This window comes from Nocardioides anomalus (assembly GCF_011046535.1).
Taxonomy (GTDB): Bacteria; Actinomycetota; Actinomycetes; order Propionibacteriales; family Nocardioidaceae; genus Nocardioides; species Nocardioides anomalus.
Genome location: NZ_CP049257.1, coordinates 1,125,979 through 1,147,243, shown reverse-complemented (window position 1 = coordinate 1,147,243; position 21,265 = coordinate 1,125,979). Strand labels below are relative to the sequence as shown.

Sequence of the window (21,265 nt, the reverse complement as noted above, 5' to 3'; positions counted from 1 at the left end):
GCCCAGACTACGCGACGCCCCTGACCAGCCGCCAATCCTCCACAGCCGCCCACCCCGGGCCGTTCTCCACCGTCTGCCCGCTCGCGCCTCCCGCCCGTCCCCCGCCTCGCCTTGGCTGGACCCGTGCCCCCGCTCGCCGCCCTCGTCCTCGCCGTCGCGCTCAGCCTCGCGCCCGGCCCCCGCACGGCTCCCCCTCCGGGCCTGCTCGGCGCCACCGTCCCGGTCGGTGTCTGGCCGCTCCAGCCACGACCCGAGGTCGTCGCGCCCTTCGACCCGCCCGACTCGCCCTACGGCCCCGGCCACCGCGGCGTCGACCTGCTCGGCGCCCCCGGCCAGGCAGTCCACGCCGCCCTCCCCGGCACCGTGACCTACGCGGGCCGCCTCGCCGGCCGGGGGGTGGTCGTCGTCGACCACGGCGCCACGCGCACGACGTACCAACCGGTCGTGGCGAGCGTGAGCGTCGGCGCGACCGTCACCGCCGGCGCCGTCCTCGGCACCCTCGAGCTCCCCGGCTCGCACTGCTTTCCGCGCGCCTGCCTGCACTGGGGCTGGATCCTCGGCGCGCAGACCTACCTCGACCCGCTCCTGCTGGTCGGCCTCGGTCCGGTCCGCCTGCTCCCGCTCTGGGGCGGCGAGCCGGCCCGCGCGCCGCCTACTCGATGAGCCGGATCGGGTCGCCGTCGATGCGGGCGGTCCAGGTCGTCGTGTCGTTGGGCGCGCTGCCCGTCCAGTCGAACGTCACCCGGAACCAGCAGCCACCGGTGGCGTTGACGTTGCAGGTGTACGACGCCGGGATGGGCACGTTCACGAACTGCCACTTGCCGTTGTAGTTGCTGCTCGACACGTTGTTGAGCCGACAGCCCGCCAGGGCGCCGGTCACGACCGCGCCGCCACCGGTGCAGTTGGCCAGGGCCACCGGCAGGTTGGAGTCCGACGGACCGAGGATGGTGATGGTGCCCGGGTTCGAGGCGTCGCCGACGTCGAAGAAGCCGATCTTGAGCGTCTTGGTGGCCGCGGCCGGCACCACCCGGACCAGGTTGAAGGTCTGCAGCGAGCCGCTGTAGTTGGCGTACACACCCATGTGGTCGTAGCCCGCGATCGAGACCCCGGCCCGGCCCGGTCCGCGCACCCGCAGCGACCAGCGGTTGTTGCCGTTGCCCTTCACCGACGTGTCGTCGCCGGTCTGCTCCCACACCTTTGAGTTGTTGGTGAAGCCGCCCTCGCCGTCGGAGGAGCCCCCCGAGCTTCACGTTGGTGCGGACCTGGAGGTAGTAGTCGCCCTCCGCGGTCGGGCGGAAGGTGCAGAGGTCGACCCACTGACGGAAGACCTTGGCCACGTCCTCGCGGTACTTCGTGGTGGAGCTGTCGACCACCTCGCTCTTGGTGGCGTTCGAGTCGTAGCCCGGGTACTGCTTCTCGCAGTTGGGCATCGCCGGCGCCAGCTTGGGCTGGTAGGTGTCGGTCGGCGAGCGCAGCACGAACGACGTGATCAGGTCGCTGGCGTTGCCGCCGTTGAGCACGTCACCGTTGCAGAACGCCGTGCCGGCGCCGGGGGCGTAGCGGTCCTTGCCGTCCTGGGGCGTGTAGACGCTCATGTTGTCCTTGAGCGCCGTCGTGGTCTTCGGACCGTCCCCACAGGAGTCGCCCACCTGGACGAAGGCGGGGTCGTAGATCTGCACCGTGACGTCGGTGCCGACGGCCGCCGCGCCCACCCGGACCATGTAGAAGTAGCCGGTGGGGTCGAAGTCGGAGTTGGTCGAGCCCGAGCAGTTGGACTGGCCCGAGCTGCACGTGCGGGTCATGTAGGCGTCGCCGTTGCCCTTGGGGGTGTCGGGGCCGGCGATGGCGCCCCAGAACTGCGGCGCCGAGGTGCAGGTCGCCCCACCCGGCGGCACGACGATGACGCTGCCCCGGGGTCCGCGGTTCACGTCCGGTGTCAGCGCGCCTGAGGGCTCGTTGCCGAAGGTGTTGCACGGGCTGCCCATCGGGGCCGGGCCGTTGTAGTCGGCCACGGCGGAGCGCTCGATGGTGGCGAAGTCGGCGTTGAAGTAGCCCGCCAGGCTGTTGCGGATCCGGCTGGAGACGGTGACCTTGAGCTGGGTGGGCTTCGAGCCCAGCTCCACCTTGACCGACGTGCTGCCGGAGTTCGGGTAGCCGTTGCGGGCGGCGACGGAGATCGCGGTGTCCTCGGCGCTGTCGAGGTCCGAGGGCAGGTAGGTCACGCCGGCCGTGGCGGCCGCGTCCGCGGCGTTCTGCACGCGCTGGATCTCGACGTACCACCGGGAGACGTCGACGGCGAGGGCCGCGACCGGGATGAAGACGGCGGCGGTGAGCATGCAGACGAGGAGCGCGGCGTACCCCGCCTCCTGCCGCCGGCGGGCCCACCGGCTGCGGGGATCGGTGCGCCGCGCGCTCGCGGTCCGGTCCGGTCGGCTCATGGGTGCGGGGTGAGGGTGCCGGGCTTGCAGCTGTTGTTGTCCAGCGGCTCGAACTGCATGACGGTGCGCTCCTCGAGGTCGACCCCGTTGCCGAAGAAGCCGGTGATCCAGTCGTGGTGCGAGCGCATCGCGACGCCCACCGCCATCAGGCTGGCGTCGTTGACGCAGGCGTTGATGCTCCGCGAGTCCCACTGCCCACTGAGGTAGCGGAACTTGTCGAGGTCCTTGTCCCACACGTACTTCACGCAGTCGGTGGAGCAGGTGGTCAGGCTCTTGTTGCTGTCGGGCAGCGGGTAGCCGGACGTGTTCGCGCGGTAGACCAGGATCCAGTCGATGGAGTCCTTGGGCATGGCCGAGCCCGCCCGCTGGATCGCGTCGGCCGCGACCTGGGCGACCCTCGGAGCCTTCTGCGGGGTGCAGGTGGTGTCCCCTGCCTTGCAGGTCCCGGGACCGGCGCCGGCGGCGGTGGAGGCCATGCGCGCGCCGACGCGCACCGCGCTGCTGGTGGCCATCACGTCGCGCATGAGCAGCGACATCTCGATGATCCCGAAGACCAGGATCAGCAGGAGCGGCGTGACCAGCGCGGCCTCGACCGCGACGGCGCCACGCTCGGAGCGCGCTCGCGAGCGACGCATCCAGTACATACCCCACCCCTCACCGAGCAACCAGTGGGAAGCGTAGGGAGAACGGCACCTCCCGCGACGCAGAACGGCGACGTTCGTCCGGACGGCCTGGGGTCAGTAGTCCGTTCGGACTACCCAACCCGCGGGTAACCGGCCGTTCTCCACAGGCGGCGTCGCAGCGGCCCGGTCTGGTCCACGCTCCCGGCGATGCTCGTCGCAGGAGGTGGACAGATGACGACTGCAGCCAGCAGGCAGGCGGTGGGGGCGTACGGCGAGAGCGTCGCGGCCCGGTTCCTGACCGGGGAGCGGGGCATGGTGCTGCTCGACCGCAACTGGCGCTGCGCCGAGGGCGAGCTCGACCTGGTCCTGCGCGACGGGCCGGTGCTCGTGGCGTGCGAGGTCAAGACCCGGCGCGGTGACGGGTGCGGCTCCCCGCACGAGGCCGTCGACGCGGTCCGGCTCGACCGGCTGCACCGCCTCGTGTGGCGCTGGGTCGAGGAGCACACCGGCGCGGCGGGGTCGGTCGACGAGGTCCGCGTCGACCTCGTCGCCGTGCTCCGGCCGCGCCGCGGCGCCGCGGTCGTCGACCACGTGGCGGGGCTGGCCTGATGCCGTTCGCGACCAGCCGCACCGTCTCGCTCATCGGCGCCGTCGGCCACGTCATCGACGTGCAGGCCGACGTGTCGCCCGGCCAGGTGGCCACCGTGCTCGTCGGGCGCCCGGACGCGGCGCTCAACGAGGCCCGCGACCGCTGCCGGATGGCCATCATCAACAGCCAGCTCCCCTGGCCGTCGACCCGGCGGACCACCATCCTGCTGTCGCCGGCCGACCTGCCCAAGCGCGGCACCCACTACGACCTGGCCATCGCCGTGGCCGTCCTGGGCGCCACCGGCAACGTCTCGCGCGATGCTCTCGACGGGGTGGCGTTCCTCGGCGAGCTGACGCTCGACGGCGGGCTGCGCTCGGTGCCCGGGGTGCTGCCGATGGTGCTGGCCGCCGCGCGGCAGGGCGTGCACCGCCTGGTCGTGCCCGAGCCTCAGGCGGCCGAGGCGGCGATGGTCCCCGGCGTCGACGTGCTGGGCGTGCGCTCCCTGTCCCAGGTCGTGGCCGAGCTGCGCGGCGAGCCGGTTCCCGAGGCGCCCGCCGTGACGGAGATGGCGGGCTCGCGCCTGCTGTCCTGGCGGGGCTCGGGGCGGATGGAGCAGCTCGACCTGGCCGACCTGGTCGGCATGGAGGACACCCGCTTCGCGGTCGAGGTGGCCGCGGCCGGTGGGCACCACCTGCTGCTCAGCGGGCCCAAGGGCTCGGGCAAGACGAGCATCGCCGAGCGCATCCCGGGGCTGCTGCCCGACCTCACGCGCGAGGAGGCGCTCGAGCTCACCGCGGTGCACTCGCTCGCCGGCGCGCTCGAGCCGGGCGACGGGCTGCGCACGCGACCGCCGTTCACCGCGCCCCACCACGACGCGTCCACGGCCAGCCTGGTCGGTGGCGGGGCCGGGGCGGTGCGGCCCGGCGAGATCAGCCGCGCCCACTGCGGGGTGCTCCTGCTCGACGAGTTCCCCCTCTTCCGGACCGACGTCATCAACGCCCTGCGCCAGCCGCTCGAGAGCGGCGAGATCACCGTGGCCCGCGCCGAGGAGTCGGTCGTGCTGCCGGCGCGCTCGATCGTCGTGCTGGCGGCCAACCCCTGCCCGTGCGGCGAGTTCCACGCCGACGTGCGCCACAACAAGTGCCAGTGCCGGGAGGTGCAGCGCCGCGACTACCGCCGCAAGGTGACCGGGCCGATCACCGACCGCATCGACATCACCCGCCACCTGACCGCGGCCACGCCCTACGCGAGCCGCGACCCGCTCGCCGTCCGCGAGTCCACCGCCACGGTGCGGTCCAGGGTCGAGGCCGCGCGCGAGCGGCAGGCGCAGCGGTACGCCGGTGAGGGGTGGCGGCTCAACGGCCACGCGCCCGGACCCGCTCTCGCCGCGCAGTGGCCGCTCGACGACGAGGCCGGACGGCTGGTCGACGAGCACCTGTGGTCCGGACGCCTGACCCGCCGTGGCGTCACCCGGGTGCACCGGCTGGCCTGGACCGTCGCCGACCTCACCGGCCAGGACCGACCGGGCGCCGAGGAGGCCGACACCGCGCTCCGCTTGCGCTCCGGCACTCCCCTCATGGCCAACGCGCTGCAGAGGCGGGCCGGGTGATCGACGAGCGGCTGGCCCGCCTGGCGCTCAGCCGGCTCGGCGAGCCGGGCGGGCTCAAGATGGCCGGCCTGGTGGCCGAGATCGGCGCGGTCGCGCTCTACGACGAGCTCCGCGCGGGCCGCGACGCCCGGGGGCTCCTCACCGACGTCGCCGGGAGGCTGGCGGAGATCGAGCCCGAGCGCGACCTGGAGCGCGCCGTCCGGCGCGCGATCCGCTGGATCGTCCCCGGCGACGAGGAGTGGCCCGCGTCCCTCGACGACCTGGACCGTGCCGAGCCGCTGCACCGGATGGGACGGGCTCCCCTGGGCCTGTGGGTGCGCGGCGCGGTCCGGCTCCACGAGCTGACGACCCCGGTCGCGGTGGTGGGCTCCCGCTCGGCCACCACCTACGGCACGGGTGTCGCCGCCGACCTGGGCGCCGGCGTGGCGCGGGCCGGTGCCGCCGTGGTCTCGGGCGCCGCGTTCGGCATCGACGAGGCCGCGCACCGCGGTGCGCTCGCGGCTTCCGGCACGACCGTCGCGGTGCTGGCGTGCGGCGTGGACCGCGCCTACCCGGCCGCCCACAAGCGGCTGCTCGACCACCTCGCCGAGCACGGCGCCGTGGTCTCCGAGCTCGCGCCCGGGTGCGCACCGACCCGGCTGCGGTTCCTCGCCCGCAACCGGGTCATCGCCGGGCTGTCGCAAGGCACGGTCGTGGTCGAGGCGGCGGTCCGCAGCGGCGCCCTCAACACGGCCAGCTGGACCTCGCTGCTGCACCGCCCGCTCATGGGCGTGCCGGGGCCGGTGACCAGTGCGCCGTCCGAGGGCGTGCACGAGCTGGTCCGCTCCGGGGCGGCCACCCTGGTCACACGGGCCGGCGACGTGCTCGAGCTGGTCGGCGGCATGGGCGAGCACCTCGAGGAGGCACCCCGCGCCCCCGTGACCGCACGCGACCTCCTCGACCGCGTCCAGCAGCGCGTCCTGGAGGCGGTGCCGGTCCGGCGGCCGGCCTCGCCCGAGTCGATCGGCCGCACCGCCGGCCTCGGCGCGGAGCGCGTCCGCTCCGTCCTCGACGACCTGGCCCGGCGCGGCCACGTCGACCGGTTGCCCACGGGCTGGCGGCTCGCGGAGGCGACAGATGCCGTCCGCTAGCCGCTCACCTCCCTACGCTGGTCGGGTGAGCGAGGTCGTCGAGGACGAGGGTGTGCTCCCGGAGCCGATGGCCACGACGCTGGCGGCCTACGAGCGCCACCTCACCGCCGAGCGCGACCTGACGCCGCACACGGTCCGGGCCTACTCCGGCGACGTGGTCACGCTGCTCGACCACGCGAGCCGGTTGGGGCTGACCGAGCCGGGCGAGCTCGACCTGCGCACGCTGCGCAGCTGGCTGGCCAAGCAGCAGACGCTCGGGCTGTCGCGCTCGACGCTGGCTCGGCGGGCCACCGCGGCGCGCGTCTTCACCGCCTGGCTGCACCGCTCGGGTCGCGCGCCGCGTGACGCGGGCGCCAGCCTGGGCTCGCCCAAGGCGCGACGGACGCTGCCGCCGGTGCTGCGCGCCGACGAGGCCGCCGACCTCATCCGGGCCGCCGCCGGGCTGGCCGACGACGGGAGCCCGGTGGGGCTGCGCGACGTGGCGATGCTCGAGCTGCTCTACGCCACCGGCATCCGGGTGGGCGAGCTGGTCGGCCTCGACGTGGACGACCTCGACCGGTCGCGCAACGTGGTGCGCGTCCTGGGCAAGGGCCGCAAGGAGCGCAGCGTCCCGTTCGGTCACCCGGCCGCCCGGGCGCTCGACCGGTGGCTCGAGGTGGGCCGCCCCGCCCTCCGCGCGGACGGCGCCGGACCGGCGCTCTTCCTGGGTGCGCGGGGTCGGCGCATCGACCAGCGGGCCGTCCGCACGCTCGTGCACCGCAGGATCGCCGACGTGCCCGGCGCGCCGGACATCGGCCCGCACGGGCTGCGGCACACCGCGGCGACCCACCTGCTCGAGGGCGGCGCCGACCTCCGCTCGGTCCAGGAGCTGTTGGGCCACGCCTCGCTCGCGACGACCCAGCTCTACACCCACGTGACGACCGACCGGCTGCGTGCGGCGTACCGGCAGGCGCACCCCCGCGCCTGACGGCGGGCCTCACCGGGACGGGTCAGCAGGCCAGGTCAGCAGGCCAGGTCAGCAGGCCAGGTCAGCAGGCCAGGTCAGCAGGCCAGGTCAGCAGGCCAGGTCAGCAGGCCAGGTCAACAGGCCAGGTCAACAGGCCAGGTACGGGTCGGCCGCGGTGCCCGCGCGGGCGGTCTGCACCCGGGCCTCGGCGCTCTGGGTCACCACGCCGCCGTCGGGCACGGGCAGCAGCTGCAGGTCGAGGCTGTGGAAGGACACGGTGACGGTGACCAGCCCGCCGTCGCTCGGGACCGCCGGGGAGGTGGTCACGGTGACCGGTCCGATGGCGGGGCCGCTGGCCAGGTCGCGGGCCTGGGCCGCGACGCAGGCGGGGTCGGTGCCGACGGCGAGCTGGCGGGCGGCCTCGCGGGCGGTGGCGGAGGCGGTCTCGAGCGCCCAGTAGTGGTAGCCGTACTGCAGGATCGCGGTGAGCAGGGGCAGGATCACCAAGGGCAGCACCAGCGCGAACTCCACGACCACACTGCCGCGCTCGTCCCGGGTCCGGGGCGCGCGCGGGCTCACCGCACGAGCCTGATGACCTTGGGGCCGCTGCCGAGGTACGACGTGACCGGGCCGGCGTAGTCGGGGTCGACGGCGGGCAGGGCGCCGGGGTTGATGTTCATGACGCGCAGGGCGACCAGGCGGTCGTCCGCGGGGGCGCTCTTGTCGACGACCAGGCCGTGGGCCTCCACCTTCTGCGCCGCCGCGCTGTCGCCGAGGGTCGAGAGCAGGCTGCTCAGCGTCGGGTCGGTGCCGACGAGGGCGTTGAGCGTGCTGACGATGCCGCCGAGGCCCAGGCCGTTGAGGAGCGAGATGCCACCGCTGTAGACGGCACGCGCCTCGTTGCCGAGCTCGAGGGCGAGCGCGCTCAGCAGCTTGCGGCCGGCGCCGGCGGTGGGGCTCTCCTGGGTGATGAAGGCCGGCCGGAAGGTGAGCACGGGGTACGACGCGGAGGTGCCGGTCGTGTAGACGGTGGTGAGGACCGGGGACCAGAAGAACCGCGGCGAGGCGTAGATCCCCTGGTCGACGGCGTCGTTGGGGGTCAGCACCGGCACTCCGGGCTGCAGCATCGTGTCCAGACTGGTGAAGAGCAGGTCGTCGAGCACGGTCTGCGGGTGGGTGCTGTCGATGAAGTCCTGGACCCGGTCGTCGTTGTAGGTGCCCGGGAGCCCGAGCTCGCTGCCGCTGAAGCTCCCGTGCGGGCAGTTGTCGTCCAGGGCGCAGCTGAGCCGCCCGTCGGTGGTGAGGAAGCCCCGGGTGAAGGCGCGGTTCCAGGCGCGGGTGGTGTCGACGGACAGGCAGTTCGGCGAGCGGGCGGCGTTCGCGGTGGTGTCCTTGACGTCCAGGGCGCCGCTGCCGCAGGAGAGGGCGAACTTCGTCGGGTCGTTGACGAGCGAGCCGACCAGCGAGCCGAGCGAGGTCGTGGCCGGGTTGGTGAGGCCGGCCGCGGCGGTGACCAGCGTGGGGTGGGTGCCGAGCGGGTGGTCGATGCCGGTGCGGATGTTCTGGACGAGGTCGTCGGCCGGGTCGGCGGCGGGCGGGTTGCGGGGGCTGAGGACGGGCTTGGCGCAGCTGAGGAGGTTGTCGAGGTCGGTGAGGTCGTTGCTGGCCAGCCCGATCACCAGGTCGACGTCGTTGCTCGACTGGCGGTTCTGGTAGACGGGCAGCGGGAGCAGGCTGGTGACCATGGGCGCGACCACCTTGACCTTCCAGGTCCCGGGCGCGCTGAGCACCTGGGCGGGGATGGCCACCGTGACGGTGCCGAGGAGCGAGACCACCGCGGAGGCGGAGTACGTCGTCGTGCCGCGCCCGAACCACACCGTCACCGGTCGCAGCAGCAGCTGGTTGAGCACGAGGTTGCCGAGCAGACCGAGCCCGGAGTCGCTGTCGTAGCTCACCGTGACGCTGCTGCCGACCACGGTCGCCGACGAGACGGTCAGGCGGGCCGGGCTGGTCGGCTGGACCGGCGTGGGCGACCAGGTGGCGGTGACCGAGGAGCCTCCCCCGCTGCTCGAGCCGAGCAGGTTGGCGCCCTTGCCCGCCGCCCAGTAGTTGACGGGCACGAGCTTCGACAGCGTGTCGCCCACGCCGAGCAGGCCCGTGTTGTTGGCGGCCGCGGCGATGCAGCCGAGCGAGCCGCCCATGGGCAGCACGCTGCCGGGGCTGAGCACGCGCGCGGTCGCCGCCTTGCGCTGGAGGGTGTCGTCCACGCCGGCCGCGCGCGCGAACCCGTAGTCCACCCGCGCCCACGGCGTCGTCACCTCGATCTGGTCGGGGGTCGGGAAGCGGATCGAACCCGCGGTGATGAGCGCGGCCGCCGGGGTGTCGTACGTCGAGTCGGCCGGCCCGGAGACGGTCGAGCAGAAGGCGGAGCCGTCGGCGTTGCGCGGGAGCGGGTACCCGTCGTTGACGGAGGCGGCCTGGCCGGGGACCGGGTGGCAGGCGAGGTAGTACACCGCCGCCTTGGCCGCCGCCAGCCGCGCGGGCGCGGTCGCCGCCGGGAGGTAGGTGCCGGCGAACAGTGCGGCGTTGTCGGCCTGGGTCTGCAACTGGCCGCGCCGCGCCCAGGTGTTGCCGAGGTCGACGGTGAGCGCGGCGACCAGCACCAGCACCGCGGAGGTGAGCAGCGCGGTGATCACCACGACCGCTCCGCGCTCGTCCCGGCGCCGGGGCGCCCGCCTCACAGACATGACGTCGTCGTGACCTTCACCTGCGAGAGCCGCTGGGTCGCCGTCTCGAGGACCGCCCCCGAGCCCGGGAGGGGCAGCAGGCTGGACAGCTGCCGGGCGACCGGGATCGTGACCGAGACCTCGACGTCCGCGCCGAGGTCCGGGAGCACCCGCACCACGGTGGCCGCGACCCCGATGGCCGACGGCGCGACGTCGAGCTGCCCGGCCAGGGTGGTCAGGTTGCCGGCGACCAGCTCACGCACGCGGGCGCTGAGCTCCGAGCAGCTCCAGGTGCCGGCCACGCTGCCCTGCGGCACGGCGGTCACGTCGAGGGTCCGGACCCGCTGGGCCTCCCAGAAGTAGTGACCCCAGTAGAGGACCCCGGACAGCAGGGGCGCGAGCACCACCGAGCTCATCAGGGCGGCCTCGACCGCGGCCGCTCCCCTCTCGGTGCGGGGGCGGCGACGTGCCGGCACACACGACATCCACGAACATCCTCAGCCCTACCCCCTGAGCCCTCCTCGCGGAGCGCTTGGGCGTGACGCTAGGAGCCCATCTGGACCAGTCTCCCGGCTTCGACCGGCACCAGCCCGACCGGGCTGACCCGATCGGACGTCAGAGCCCTCTTGTCAGCGCGCGGGCGCGAGGTGGTCCAGTCCGGAGCCGGGCCCTCAGGCGGGCTTGGGCGGGTCGATGTCGGACTGCGCCAGCTCCTCGACGTTGACGTCCTTGAACGTCAGCACCTTGACGGTCTTGGCGAACCGCGCGGGGCGGTACATGTCCCACACCCAGCAGTCGCTCATCGAGACCTCGAAGAACACCTCGCCGGACTCGCTGCGCGCCTTCACGTCGACCTGGTTGCACAGGTAGAAGCGGCGGTCGGTCTCGACGACGTACTTGAAGATGCCGACGACGTCGCGGTACTCCCGGTAGAGCGTGAGCTCCATCTCGGTCTCGTACTTCTCGAGGTCCTCGGCGCTCATGCTGTTCCGTGGTCCCCGCGGAAGCGTGCGCGCTCCGCGCGCAGCGCACCCACCGCGCGGTCTCGTGGGGTGGTCACGACGCCGACTCTAGACCGGGGAGGTCGACCTCCAGCCCGGCGGCCCGTCGCACGTTGACGAACCGCATCCGGTGCACCGGCGAGGGCCCGTGGGCGGTGAGCGCCGCACTGTGGGTCTCGGTGATGTAGCCCTTGTGCGTCTTGAAGTCGTACGCCGGCCAGTCGGCGTCCAGCTCGGTCATGATCCGGTCGCGGGTGACCTTGGCCAGCACCGAGGCCGCCGAGATGCAGGCCGCGACCCGGTCGCCCTTCCAGACCGCCAGGCCGGGCACGCCGAGGCCGTCGACGGGGAAGCCGTCGGTGAGGACGTACGCCGGGGGCACGTCGAGCAGCGCGACGGCCCGGCGCAGCGCCTGGACGTTGGCCACGTGCATGCCGAGCCGGTCGCACTCCTCGTGGGAGACCACGACGACGGCCCAGGACACCGCGCGGCGCAGGATCTGGGTGTAGCAGCGCTCGCGGGCCTTCTCGGTGAGCAGCTTGGAGTCGGCCAGGCCCGGCACGATCCCGGCCTTGCCGGGCGGCAGGATGCAGGCGCCGGCCACCAGCGGGCCGGCGCACGCGCCGCGGCCGGCCTCGTCCACGCCGGCGATCGGCTCGATGCCGTGGCGGCGCAGGGCGCGCTCGTATCCGTAGAGCCCGGCGTCGCGACGTACGGTCAGTCCTCGGGGCAGCTCGGACATCGGCTCCAGACCAGCTACTTCGCGTCGGGGACCTTGTCGAAGGCGTCCGCGCCGCCCACCCCGCCGAAGTGGCTCAGCGGCCAGACGAGGGCGAACACCTTGCCGACGACCAGGTCGTCGGAGACGAACTCGCGGCCGGGCACGCAGTCGGTCTGCCCGTCCACGCACATGTGCACGGTGGAGTCGGCGGAGTGCGCGCGGTTGTCGCCCATCACGAAGACGTGGCCCGCGGGCACCGGGCCGGCGGTCCAGTTGCAGTTGCCGGTCATCGGGCCGTAGCACTCGGTCTGGCCGTTCTTGCCGGGCAGGGCGTATCCCTGCTCGTCGACGGTCACGCCGTTGACCGAGATCCGGCCCTGCTCGTCGCAGCACTTGATGGTGTCGCCGGCGACGCCGACGACGCGCTTGACCAGGTGCCCGCCGGACGGGTAGAGCCCGACCTTCTCCAGGGCCTTGGTCACGGGGCTGTCGGGGCCCTGGACGTCCTCGGCACCGAGCCAGCCGCCCGGGTCCTTGAAGACCACGACGTCGCCGCGCGAGGGCGAACCGCCGCCCCAGTAGGAGACCTTCTGGACCAGGATCCGGTCGTTCTTGACCAGGCCCGGCTCCATGGACTCGGAGGGGATGTAGAAGGCCTGGACGAAGAAGGCCTTGAGGACCACGGCCAGCAGCACCGCGATCACCAGCAGGATGATCGTCTCCTGCCAGATCGGGATGTGCGGCCGGTCGCTCCGGGCCCGAGCACGGGCCGAGCGTCCCGGCGGCGCCTCGAGCGCGGTGCGGTCCCCGGCGCGGTCCGCGCCGGTGTCGGCGTCCTCGATCGTCACGGCAGCGAGTCTAGGTGGCCGCTCAGGCCTCGCGGCGCTCCTTGATCTTGGCCGCCTTGCCGCGCAGGTTGCGCAGGTAGTAGAGCTTCGCGCGGCGCACGTCGCCGCGGGTCACGACCTCGATGTGGTCGAAGATCGGGGAGTTGAGCGGGAACGTGCGCTCGACGCCGACGCCGAAGGAGACCTTGCGGACCGTGAAGGTCCGGCCGACGCCCGAGCCGTGGACCCGGATCACGACGCCCTGGAAGACCTGGATGCGGGACCGGTTGCCCTCGACGACCTTGACGTGCACCTTCACGGTGTCACCGGCGCGGAAGGCCGGGACGTCGTCGCGCTTGTGGACGTTGCCGAGCTCGGCGATCACGTTGCTCATGGGAAGCTCCTCGCGAGTGCCACAGGTCAGCCGCGGATGTCGGAAGATGTGCATGGAGTTGTTGCGGTGGCGCAGCACGCGCTGGACCTGACCCGGTGGGCTGCGGGTTCCCCTGTGGCAGAGACCCGGCCGTCTGGGCCAAGGAGGAAGTCTGCCACAGCGGCACGAGGGCTACCCAATCGTGCGGCGCTTGGTGAGGACCACCGCGCGCGGCGGCGCCTCGAGGTCCGTGCGGACCCGGAAGCCGGCCTTCTTGTACATCCGGATGTTGTCGGCGCTGCGGGCCCCGGTGAACAGGACGTACGACGTGGCCTCGGCCGGCGCGGCGGCCTGGATGTGGTCGAGCAGCACCCGGCCGAGCCCCCGGCCCTGCAGGTCCGGGGCGACCATGAGCCGCCCGATGTCCCAGGCCGTGCCCTCCAGACGGCCGCGGACCGCACCGACGAGCCGGCCCTCGCTGCGGACCACCCACGTCGACCAGGTGCCGAGCCAGGCGCGCACGTCCTCCAGCGACTCGTGCAGCGGCGGGATGTGGGCGAGGTCGTCGTTGGCCAGCGCCTCCTGGACCCAGCACGCCCGCTGGAGCGTGAACAGCTCGCCGGCGTCGCCCAGCGTGGCCGGCACGACGTCCCACGCGGTCGCGGCCGCGCTGGGGTGGAGAAGGTCCGGCCGGCGCTGCGCCGTACGACGCCGCGCGGCCTCGGACCGCCAGGCCGCGATCCGCGCGTGGTCGCCGGACAGCAGCACGTCGGGCACGTCGAGGCCGCGCCAGGAGGCCGGGCGGGTGTAGACGGGGTACTCCAGCAGCCCGTCCTCGTGCGACTCCTCGACCAGGGACTCGGCGTTGCCCATGAAGCCGGGCAGCAGCCGGACGACGGCCTCGGTGACGGCCAGGGCGGCCACCTCACCGCCGTTGAGGACGTAGTCGCCGAGCGAGACCTCGACGACCTCCGCCCGGGTCGCGGCGTGGTCGAGGACGCGCTGGTCGATGCCCTCGTAGCGCCCGCAGAGGAAGACCAGCCGCTCGCGGGTGGCCAGCGAGCGGGCCAGGGCCTGGGTGAACGGCGTCCCGGAGGGAGTCGGCACGACCACGGTCGCGCCGTCGAGGTCGAGGGCGTCGAAGGCCTCTCCGAACGGCTCGGGGCGCAGCACCATCCCCGCTCCCCCGCCGAACGGCGCGTCGTCGACGGTGCGGTGCCGGTCGTGGGTCCAGGTGCGCAGGTCGTGGACGTGCAGCTCGAGCAGCCCGCCCTCGGCGGCCTTGCCGGTCAGCGACTGGCGCAGCGGGTCGAGGTAGTCGGGGAAGATCGTGAGGTAGTCGAGCCTCACGCGTCGTCCTCGGGGAACGGCGTGACCAGGCCCGGGCGGTCGGCGATGACGACGCGCCCGCCGGCCACGTCGACCTCGGGCACGAGCGCGGTCACGAACGGCACCAGCGCGTCGCGGCCGTCCGGCGTCCGCACGGTCAGCAGGTCCTGGGCGCCGGGGACGAGCGCGGTCACCTGGCCGAGGTGGCGTCCCTCCACGTCGTACGCCGCGAGCCCGACCAGCTGGTGGGCGTAGAACTCCTCGGGGTCCTCCGGGCTGGCGTCGGCCGGGAGGTGGGCGTGCAGGACCCGCCCGCGCAGCGCCTCGGCGGACTCGCGGTCCGCGGCCTCCTCGAAACGCACGAGCAGCACGCCCTGGTGCCACCGGGTGGTGGCCACCGTGAGCGTGCTGCTGCGAGCGGCGTGGCTGGACGGGGTGGTGCTGTCGAGCGCGGCGCCCGGGACGAACCGGAGGTCCGGCTCGTCGGTGCGGACGTCGACGGTCACCTCGCCGCGCAGGCCGTGCGGCTTGCCGATCCGGCCGACGACGACCTCGATGAGCTCGGGGCCGCCGTCGCCGGAGGTGCGACCGTCAGCGTCGCTTGTCGACATCCACGAAGTCGATCCGCGCGTCGGACTTCCCGGCCAGGGCCGAGATGACGGTGCGGAACGCGGTCGCGGTGCGCCCGCCGCGGCCGATCACCTTGCCGAGGTCGTCGGGGTGCACCCGGACCTCGAGGATCGAGCCGCGACGCAGCTGCTTGTCGCGCACGACGACGTCGTCGGGGTGGTCGACCACCCCGCGGACCAGGTGCTCCAGCGCGTCGGCCAGCACGAGATCAGTTGTCCGCGTCGGCCGGGTTCGTGTCCGGCTTCTCGGCGGCCTCGGCGGCCTCGGCGTCGGCCGCGGCCCCCTCGGGCGTCTCGTCGGCGGGGACCGGGGCGGCCTCCTCGGCGGCGGCCTCCTGCTTGGGAGCCTCCTCCTTGGGCGCAGCCGTCTTCTTGGCCGCGGCCTTCTTCGCGGTCACGGCGTCACCGGAGTCGGTGCCGTGCGCGTCGGCGAGCGCCTTGTTGAACACGTCGAGCTTGTCGGGCTTGGCCTCGGCGGTCTTCAGCGTGCCCTCGGTGCCCTTGTAGCCCTTGAAGGTCTGCCAGTCACCGGTGATCTTGAGGAGCTTGGCGACGGCCTCGGAGGGCTGCGCGCCCACGCCGAGCCAGTACTGCGCCCGCTCGGAGGTCACGCTGATGAACGACGGGTCCTCCTTCGGGTGGTACTTGCCGATCTCCTCGATCACCTTGCCGTCGCGCTTCTTGCGCGAGTCGACGACGACGATGCGGTACTGCGGGACCCGGACCTTGCCCAGGCGCTTCAAACGGATCTTGACGGCCACTGGTGTGGTGTCTCCTCGATGTCATGTGGTGGTGGAGGCCGGCACACACGTGTGGGGCACCGAGCGACGGACTCCGATGGGCCTCGGCACCGGGGGATGAGAGGGTCCCCGGGCGCACAGGACTCAACCGAGAAGTCTGCCAGACTGCGCGCGTGCCGCCGAATCTGCACCGGGACCGGGCGCAACCAGGCCGCCCCGGACCGCATCACACCGACGTGAGCACCACCCGCCTGGCCCTGACCCGCCGCCGCGTGACCGAGCGGCACCCCTGGCTCTACCCGCTGGCCGTGCGCGCCCACCAGCTGCGCCGCCACGTCGCCTGGGCCACGTCCGGCACCCGCTGGGCCACCCGGGCGCCCGGGACCCCGGAGCTGCCGGTCCGGGTCAAGAAGCACGGCTCGCTGCTCCTGCGCGAGCTCTCCCCCGACGAGATGGCCCTGCAGCACAACAAGGTCGTCAACCTGCGGCTGGCGAGCGCCCGCACGGACGGCGTGGTGATCCGCCCCGGCGAGACGTTCTCGTTCAACAAGGTGGTCGGCAACTGCACCGCCCGCAAGGGCTACGTCGTCGGCATGCGCCTGTCCAACGGCGAGGCCAGGGCCGGTGTCGGCGGCGGCATCTGCCAGCTGGCGAACCTGCTGCACTGGATGTTCCTGCACTCCCCGCTCACCGTCGTCGAGCGCTCCGAGCACAGCTTCGACCCGTTCCCGGACAAGTCCCGGGTCCTGCCCTGGGGGGTCGGCTGCTCGATCGTGTGGAACTACGTCGACCTCGTGGTCCGCAACGACACCGACACGACGTTCATGGTCCACACCTGGGTGGAGGACAAGCACCTGCGCGGCGAGCTGCGCGCGGACCGCCCGGTCGAGCACTCCTACAAGGTGGAGGCCCGGGACGAGGAGTTCGTCCGCGTCGGTGACCGGGTCTGGCGCCGCAACGAGATCTGGCGCTCCCTGGTCGACCGCCGCACCGGGTCCGTGGTGGGCGAGGAGCTGGTCAAGCGCAACTGCGCGGTGGTGAAGTACCCGCCGCCCGAGCACCTCGTGGTGGACCTGGACCAGGACGGTCAGCGCACGACCGCACCCCGGAGCACCACGCGCGAAGGCGTCCTCAGCACCGCGAGGTCCTGACGCGGGTCGGCGTCGTAGACCACGAAGTCCGCCGGCGCCCCCTCCTCGAGCGTCGCGTTCAGCCCCAGCCACTCCCGCGCCCGCCACGACGCCGCGCCGAGCGCGTCCTCGGCCGGGATGCCGTAGGACGCGAGCTCGGCCACCTCGCCGGCGATGCCGCCGTGCGGCAGCACTCCCCCGGCGTCGGTCCCGGCGTAGATCGGCACGCCGGCCTCCCAGGCCGCCATGATCGTGTCGCGCCGGCGTGCGTGCAGGTCGCGCATGGTGGCGGCGTACGCCGGGAACTTCTCGCCCGCCTGGTCGGCGTAGTTCGGGAAGTTGTCGAGCTGCATCGCCGTCGGGACCAGTGCGGTGCCGCGCTCGACCATGGCGTCGATGAGGTCCTCGGTCAGGCCCGTGCCGTGCTCGATGCAGTCGATGCCGGCGTCGATGAGCATCGGCAGCACCTCGGTGCCGAAGCAGTGCGCGGTGACCTTGGCGCCGAGGGCCTGCGCGGTCGCGATGGCCGCGGCGAAGGCGTCGGCGGGGAACGACGGGGCCAGGTCCCCGCGGTCGCGCTCGATCCAGTCGCCGACGAGCTTGACCCAGCCGTCACCCTGCTGCGCGGCGCGCTCGACGTACGACGTCAGCTCGTCGGGCTCGACCTCGTGGGCGTAGTTGCGGATGTAGCGTCGGGTCCGGGCGATGTGCCGGTCGGCGCGGATCAGGCGCGGGAGGTCGTCGCGCTCCTGGACCCAGCGGGTGTCGGCCGGGCTGCCGCAGTCGCGCAGCAGGAGCGCGCCGGCGTCGCGGTCGGCGACGGCCTGCTCCTCGGCGGTCTGGCGGTCGACCTCCCCGTGCTCGTCGAGGCCCACGTGGCAGTGCGCGTCGACCAGTCCGGGGACGACCCAGCCGCTGGCCACCGTCTCCGCGCCGGGCTGGTGCTCGAGGGTGATGTGGCCGTCCACGACCCAGAGGTCACGGGCCTCCCCGTCGGGCAGGACCGGTCCGGAGACGTGGAGAGCGACCACGCCTCCGGACCGTACCCCCTGGCCCCGGACTCAGCGGGTGCGGAGCCCGAACCCGTAGCGGTAGAGCGGGTCGTAGTCGGCGTCCCCGACGTTGATCGGCTCCTGCGCCACGTTGCGCGGCCACGTCACCGGCAGCTTGCCGGTGAACGCCTTCTTGCCGAACAGCACGTCCGCGACGCCCATCCCCTCGCTCCCGGGCAGCCACGACGCGACGAGCGCGTCGATCTGGCCGAGGAGCTCCGGCGGGATGATCATCGGCCGGCCCGCGACGACCAGGACGGTGCAGGTCGCGGCCCGGGCGCAGACCTTGCGGACGGCGACGGCGTCGGCCTGGCTCAGCTCCATGGTCTTCTTCGGCCGCGGCACGCCGTTGTCGCCCGGGTCGTAGCCCCACTGCGGGCCGTTGACGTCACCGAAGCCCTCGGCGTACGGCGTCTCGCCGACCACGACGATGCCGTTGGCCCCGGCCGGGATCGGGTCGGAGGCCGTCTCGCTGAACTGCACCCGACCCTTGGCCGTGTCGCGCACCGCGTCGAGCACGGTGTCGCCCGGGACCACGTTGGTCGAGCCGCCCTGCCAGGTCAGCGTCCAGCCGCCGGCCTGGTTGCCGATGTTGTCGGCGTTGCTGCCGGCGACGTACACCGGTGCCTGCTTGCTCGTGCTCAGCGGCAGGGTCTGCTTCTTGTTCTTCAGCAGCACCTGGGACTCCGCCACCGCCTGGCGCGCCACCCGGCGATGGGCCTTGCTGCCGATGGTGTCGATGTTGCGGCGGTCGGTGAACGGGTGCTCGAAGAGGCCGAGCTCGAACTTGGCGGTGAGGATCCGGCTGACCGCGTCGTCGATGCGGCTCATGGGGACGTCCCCGCTGGCCACCAGGGCGGTGAGCGTGGGGATGAACTCGTCCCAGCCGGTCGGGTTGTTCGGCGCCTGGATCGGCTCCATGAACATGTCGATCCCGGCGTTGACCGACGCGCGCACCTGGTCGGTGTAGGTCCCCGGCAGCTGGCGGATGGCGCGCCAGTCGGTGATGACGATGCCGTCGAAGCCCTGCTGCTGCTTGAGCCAGCCGGTGATGAGCTCGGAGTTGGCGTGCATCTTGACCGGGTTGCCGATCCCGTCCTCGGTCCAGTCGACGCTGGAGAAGGACGGCATCACCGAGCCCACGTGGTGCTTCTTGACCGCCGGGACGTACGGCGCGAGCGCGAGCCGGTCGAAGTCCGCGCGGCTGACCTGGTCGATGCCCTGGTCGACGGTGTAGTCACCCTCGCCGGTTCCGTAGGTCGTCAGCCCGTCGCCGGCGAAGTGCTTGGCGGTGGCCAGCACGCGGTCCGGCCGGGCCAGGTCGCGCACGTCGGTGCCCTGGAGGCCGTCGATCGCGGTCTCCATGCTCGTGACCAGCTTCGGGTCCTCGCCGAAGCTCTCGTAGGTCCGGCCCCACCGGTCGTCGCGCGCCACGCAGACGCACGGCGCGAAGGCCCACTGCGGGCCGGTGGCGCGGGTCTCCATGGCGGTGATGTGGCCGATCTGCTCGACCAGATCGGGGTCGCGGGTCGCGCCGAGCCCGATGTTGTGCGGGAAGAGCGTGGCGCCCTGCAGGTTGTTGTGGCCGTGGACCGCGTCCACGCCGTACAGCAGCGGGATGCCGAGCCGGGTCTCCAGCGCCTTCTCCTGGTAGCCGTCGACCATGTCGGCCCACGCCTCGGGCGTGTTGGTCGCCGGCACCGAGCCGCCGCCCGAGAGCAGGCTGCCGAAGCCGTAGGTCGTGATGAGCGACGGGTCGGCGTCGACGTCGATCCGCTCGGCCTGGGTCATCTGGCCGATCTTCTCGGCCGTGGTCATCCGCGACAGCAGGTCGGCGACCCGCTGCTCGGTGGTGAGGTCGGCGTTCTTGTACGCCGGCTCGGCCTTCTTGGCCGCCGTCTTCGTGGAGGGTGGCGCTGCGGCCTGGCCGGGGGCCTGGACCAGGCCCACCGCCAAGGTGGTGACGAGGGCGGCGCCGAGGAGGGCGCCGCGAGGGGTGCGCAACATGGGGGTTTCTCCTTGCCCGATCAAGAAGCCGGTCGGCCACCATGGCCTCCGGTGCTGCTGGTGCCGGCCTGTGACGACCGCCACATCAACGTAGGAACGGGCATTGGTCCCGGTCAATGCCGAATGAGTCCATCTGGCGGTCCAGTTCGTCCTCTTTCCGTACATATCTCCGTACGCTTGAGCCATGGCTTCCTCCGGTGCCCTCGAACGGCTGCGCGCCGGCAACTCCCGCACGGTCCTGGGCCTCCTGGCCGGCGAGGGACCGATGAGCCGGGCCGACCTGGTCCGGGCCAGCGGGCTGTCCCGCACCACCGTGTCCAGCCTGGTCGCCGACCTCATCCGCACCGGCCAGGTCAGCGAGACCGACGACAAGGCCCGGCCCCACAAGGGCGGCAGCGGCCGACCGCCGGTCCTGGTGCGCCTCAGCGCCCCGGCCGGCGGTGTGGCCGGCGTCGACATCGGCCACGGCCACGTCCGGGTCGCGGTCTCCGACCGGGCCGGGACGATCCTGGCCGAGGAGCACGCGCTGGTCGACGTGGACTCGCACGGCGCCGAGGTCCTCGACCGCACCGCCACCACCGTCCGCGCGCTGCTGGCCCGCAGCGGGCTGCACGACGACGAGCTCCAGGCCGTCGGCATGTGCGTGCCCGCCCCCGTCGACCGCCGCTCCTCCCGGATCCGGACCGGCATCATGCCGGGCTGGCAGGGCCTGCTGCCCGGCGAGGAGCTGGAGCGCCGGCTCGGCGTGCCCGTGCACGCCGACAACGACGCCAACCTCGGCGCGCTGGCCGAGCTCCACCACGGCATCGCCCGCGGGCGGCACGACGTGGTCTACCTCAAGATCGCCAGCGGCGTCGGCGCCGGCATCGTCCTCGGCGGTCGCCTGCACCGTGGCACCAGCGGCATCGCCGGCGAGATCGGCCACGTGCAGGTCGGCGAGGAGGGCCACGTATGCCGCTGCGGCAACCGCGGCTGCCTGGAGACCCGCGTCTCCGCCGCGCACCTGCTCGAGGCCCTCCGCCCGGCGTACGACGAGCCGCTGAGCATCGACCAGGTCATCGAGCTCGACCGCGCCGGCGACCCCGGCGTGCGCCGCGTCCTCACCGACGCCGGCCTCACCATCGGCCGCGCCGTCGCCGACCTCGCCAACAGCCTCAACCCCGAGCTCGTCGTCGTCGGCGGCACCCTCGGCGGCTCGCCCTCGCTCATCGAGGGCCTGCGGCTCTCGATCGACCGCTACGCCCAGCCCGACACCGCCAGCTCCGTCGAGGTCGTCCCCGGCGCCCTCGGCGTCCGCTCGGCCGTGGTCGGGGCCGTGGCTCTCGCCATCGCCAGAGTAGCTGTCTGAATGGTCGCGACTCCGTCGCGACGTGTTCGGCGCGCTCTTGTCGAACC

The 21,265-nt window shown here is 73.2% G+C and carries 22 protein-coding genes and 1 pseudogene; 7 read left to right on the top strand and 16 right to left on the bottom strand.

What is annotated here, in order from left to right; translation table 11 throughout:
- Nucleotides 1–123 precede the first annotated feature (123 nt).
- The gene (locus tag G5V58_RS05925; protein WP_165229755.1) at nt 124–663 is read left to right on the top strand and encodes a murein hydrolase activator EnvC family protein; all 540 of its coding nucleotides are present in this window, start codon (nt 124–126) and stop codon (nt 661–663) included.
- Here G5V58_RS05925 and G5V58_RS05920 read toward each other — a convergent pair.
- Both G5V58_RS05920 and G5V58_RS05915 read right to left on the bottom strand, forming a co-directional pair.
- Nucleotides 570–2,438 (bottom strand): pilus assembly protein TadG-related protein, encoded by a 1,869-nt coding sequence (locus G5V58_RS05920; RefSeq protein ID WP_165229752.1) that lies wholly within the window; start codon nt 2,436–2,438, stop codon nt 570–572. The genes G5V58_RS05925 and G5V58_RS05920 overlap by 94 nt on opposite strands.
- Nucleotides 2,435–3,082 (bottom strand): TadE/TadG family type IV pilus assembly protein, encoded by a 648-nt coding sequence (locus G5V58_RS05915; RefSeq protein WP_165229749.1) that lies wholly within the window; start codon nt 3,080–3,082, stop codon nt 2,435–2,437. The genes G5V58_RS05920 and G5V58_RS05915 overlap by 4 nt, the downstream gene beginning before the upstream one ends.
- 210 nt (nt 3,083–3,292) lie before the next feature.
- Here G5V58_RS05915 and G5V58_RS05910 point away from each other — a divergent pair, with 210 nt between their 5' ends.
- The 4 genes from G5V58_RS05910 to G5V58_RS05895 all read left to right on the top strand — a co-directional run bounded on the left by G5V58_RS05910 (nt 3,293) and on the right by G5V58_RS05895 (nt 7,356).
- Entirely contained in the window at nt 3,293–3,670 is a 378-nt protein-coding gene (locus tag G5V58_RS05910; RefSeq protein WP_165229746.1) for a YraN family protein, read from the top strand.
- On the top strand, nt 3,670–5,259 hold the full coding sequence (locus tag G5V58_RS05905) for a YifB family Mg chelatase-like AAA ATPase (RefSeq protein ID WP_165229743.1): 1,590 nt from the start codon (nt 3,670–3,672) through the stop codon (nt 5,257–5,259). Before G5V58_RS05910 ends, G5V58_RS05905 begins: the two co-directional genes overlap by 1 nt.
- Nucleotides 5,256–6,389, top strand: a complete 1,134-nt coding sequence (gene dprA, locus G5V58_RS05900) for a DNA-processing protein DprA (protein ID WP_230487118.1) — start codon at nt 5,256–5,258, stop codon at nt 6,387–6,389. Before G5V58_RS05905 ends, dprA begins: the two co-directional genes overlap by 4 nt.
- Before the next feature lie 67 nt (nt 6,390–6,456).
- On the top strand, nt 6,457–7,356 hold the full coding sequence (locus G5V58_RS05895; protein WP_230487326.1) for a tyrosine recombinase XerC: 900 nt from the start codon (nt 6,457–6,459) through the stop codon (nt 7,354–7,356).
- 126 nt (nt 7,357–7,482) lie between these two features.
- Here G5V58_RS05895 and G5V58_RS05890 read toward each other — a convergent pair whose 3' ends face one another.
- From G5V58_RS05890 to rpsP, 12 genes and pseudogenes are all read right to left on the bottom strand, one after another.
- A complete protein-coding gene (locus tag G5V58_RS05890; protein ID WP_165229737.1) occupies nt 7,483–7,914 on the bottom strand; it encodes a TadE/TadG family type IV pilus assembly protein in 432 nt (143 codons plus the stop codon).
- Entirely contained in the window at nt 7,911–10,082 is a 2,172-nt protein-coding gene (locus tag G5V58_RS05885; protein ID WP_165229734.1) for a hypothetical protein, read from the bottom strand. Before G5V58_RS05885 ends, G5V58_RS05890 begins: the two co-directional genes overlap by 4 nt.
- A complete protein-coding gene (locus G5V58_RS25850) occupies nt 10,073–10,537 on the bottom strand; it encodes a hypothetical protein (RefSeq protein ID WP_230487117.1) in 465 nt (154 codons plus the stop codon). Before G5V58_RS25850 ends, G5V58_RS05885 begins: the two co-directional genes overlap by 10 nt.
- Before the next feature lie 195 nt (nt 10,538–10,732).
- On the bottom strand, nt 10,733–11,044 hold the full coding sequence (locus G5V58_RS05875) for a DUF2469 domain-containing protein (protein WP_165229731.1): 312 nt from the start codon (nt 11,042–11,044) through the stop codon (nt 10,733–10,735).
- 73 nt (nt 11,045–11,117) lie between these two features.
- Entirely contained in the window at nt 11,118–11,804 is a 687-nt protein-coding gene (locus G5V58_RS05870; RefSeq protein WP_165229728.1) for a ribonuclease HII, read from the bottom strand.
- Between the two features lie 14 nt (nt 11,805–11,818).
- The gene (gene lepB / locus G5V58_RS05865) at nt 11,819–12,631 is read right to left on the bottom strand and encodes a signal peptidase I (protein WP_230487116.1); all 813 of its coding nucleotides are present in this window, start codon (nt 12,629–12,631) and stop codon (nt 11,819–11,821) included.
- 22 nt (nt 12,632–12,653) lie between these two features.
- On the bottom strand, nt 12,654–13,004 hold the full coding sequence (rplS, locus tag G5V58_RS05860; protein WP_165229725.1) for a 50S ribosomal protein L19: 351 nt from the start codon (nt 13,002–13,004) through the stop codon (nt 12,654–12,656).
- A gap of 171 nt (nt 13,005–13,175) precedes the next feature.
- The gene (locus tag G5V58_RS25845) at nt 13,176–13,472 is read right to left on the bottom strand and encodes a GNAT family N-acetyltransferase (RefSeq protein WP_329957574.1); all 297 of its coding nucleotides are present in this window, start codon (nt 13,470–13,472) and stop codon (nt 13,176–13,178) included.
- A 192-nt stretch (nt 13,473–13,664) separates the two neighbouring features.
- Nucleotides 13,665–14,333, bottom strand: a pseudogene (gene trmD / locus G5V58_RS25840) (tRNA (guanosine(37)-N1)-methyltransferase TrmD); the annotation flags it as partial.
- On the bottom strand, nt 14,330–14,923 hold the full coding sequence (gene rimM, locus G5V58_RS05850; RefSeq protein ID WP_165229719.1) for a ribosome maturation factor RimM: 594 nt from the start codon (nt 14,921–14,923) through the stop codon (nt 14,330–14,332). The gene rimM and the pseudogene trmD, both read right to left, overlap by 4 nt.
- Nucleotides 14,904–15,146: an RNA-binding protein gene (locus G5V58_RS05845; RefSeq protein ID WP_165229716.1), complete on the bottom strand. Its 243-nt coding sequence runs from the start codon at nt 15,144–15,146 to the stop codon at nt 14,904–14,906. The genes rimM and G5V58_RS05845 overlap by 20 nt, the downstream gene beginning before the upstream one ends.
- A 4-nt stretch (nt 15,147–15,150) precedes the next feature.
- Nucleotides 15,151–15,702 carry a 30S ribosomal protein S16 gene (gene rpsP / locus G5V58_RS05840; RefSeq protein ID WP_165229713.1) on the bottom strand — a complete coding sequence of 184 codons (552 nt, stop codon included), beginning with the start codon at nt 15,700–15,702 and terminating at the stop codon, nt 15,151–15,153.
- A gap of 215 nt (nt 15,703–15,917) precedes the next feature.
- Here rpsP and G5V58_RS05835 point away from each other — a divergent pair, with 215 nt between their 5' ends.
- Nucleotides 15,918–16,832 (top strand): VanW family protein, encoded by a 915-nt coding sequence (locus tag G5V58_RS05835; RefSeq protein ID WP_230487115.1) that lies wholly within the window; start codon nt 15,918–15,920, stop codon nt 16,830–16,832.
- Here G5V58_RS05835 and G5V58_RS05830 read toward each other — a convergent pair.
- Entirely contained in the window at nt 16,769–17,842 is a 1,074-nt protein-coding gene (locus G5V58_RS05830) for an amidohydrolase family protein (protein ID WP_165229707.1), read from the bottom strand. The genes G5V58_RS05835 and G5V58_RS05830 overlap by 64 nt on opposite strands.
- A gap of 30 nt (nt 17,843–17,872) precedes the next feature.
- Entirely contained in the window at nt 17,873–19,870 is a 1,998-nt protein-coding gene (locus G5V58_RS05825; protein WP_230487114.1) for a glycoside hydrolase family 3 protein, read from the bottom strand.
- A 184-nt stretch (nt 19,871–20,054) separates the two neighbouring features.
- Here G5V58_RS05825 and G5V58_RS05820 point away from each other — a divergent pair, with 184 nt between their 5' ends.
- Nucleotides 20,055–21,218 carry an ROK family transcriptional regulator gene (locus G5V58_RS05820; protein WP_165229702.1) on the top strand — a complete coding sequence of 388 codons (1,164 nt, stop codon included), beginning with the start codon at nt 20,055–20,057 and terminating at the stop codon, nt 21,216–21,218.
- The last annotated feature ends 47 nt before the right edge of the window (nt 21,219–21,265 follow it).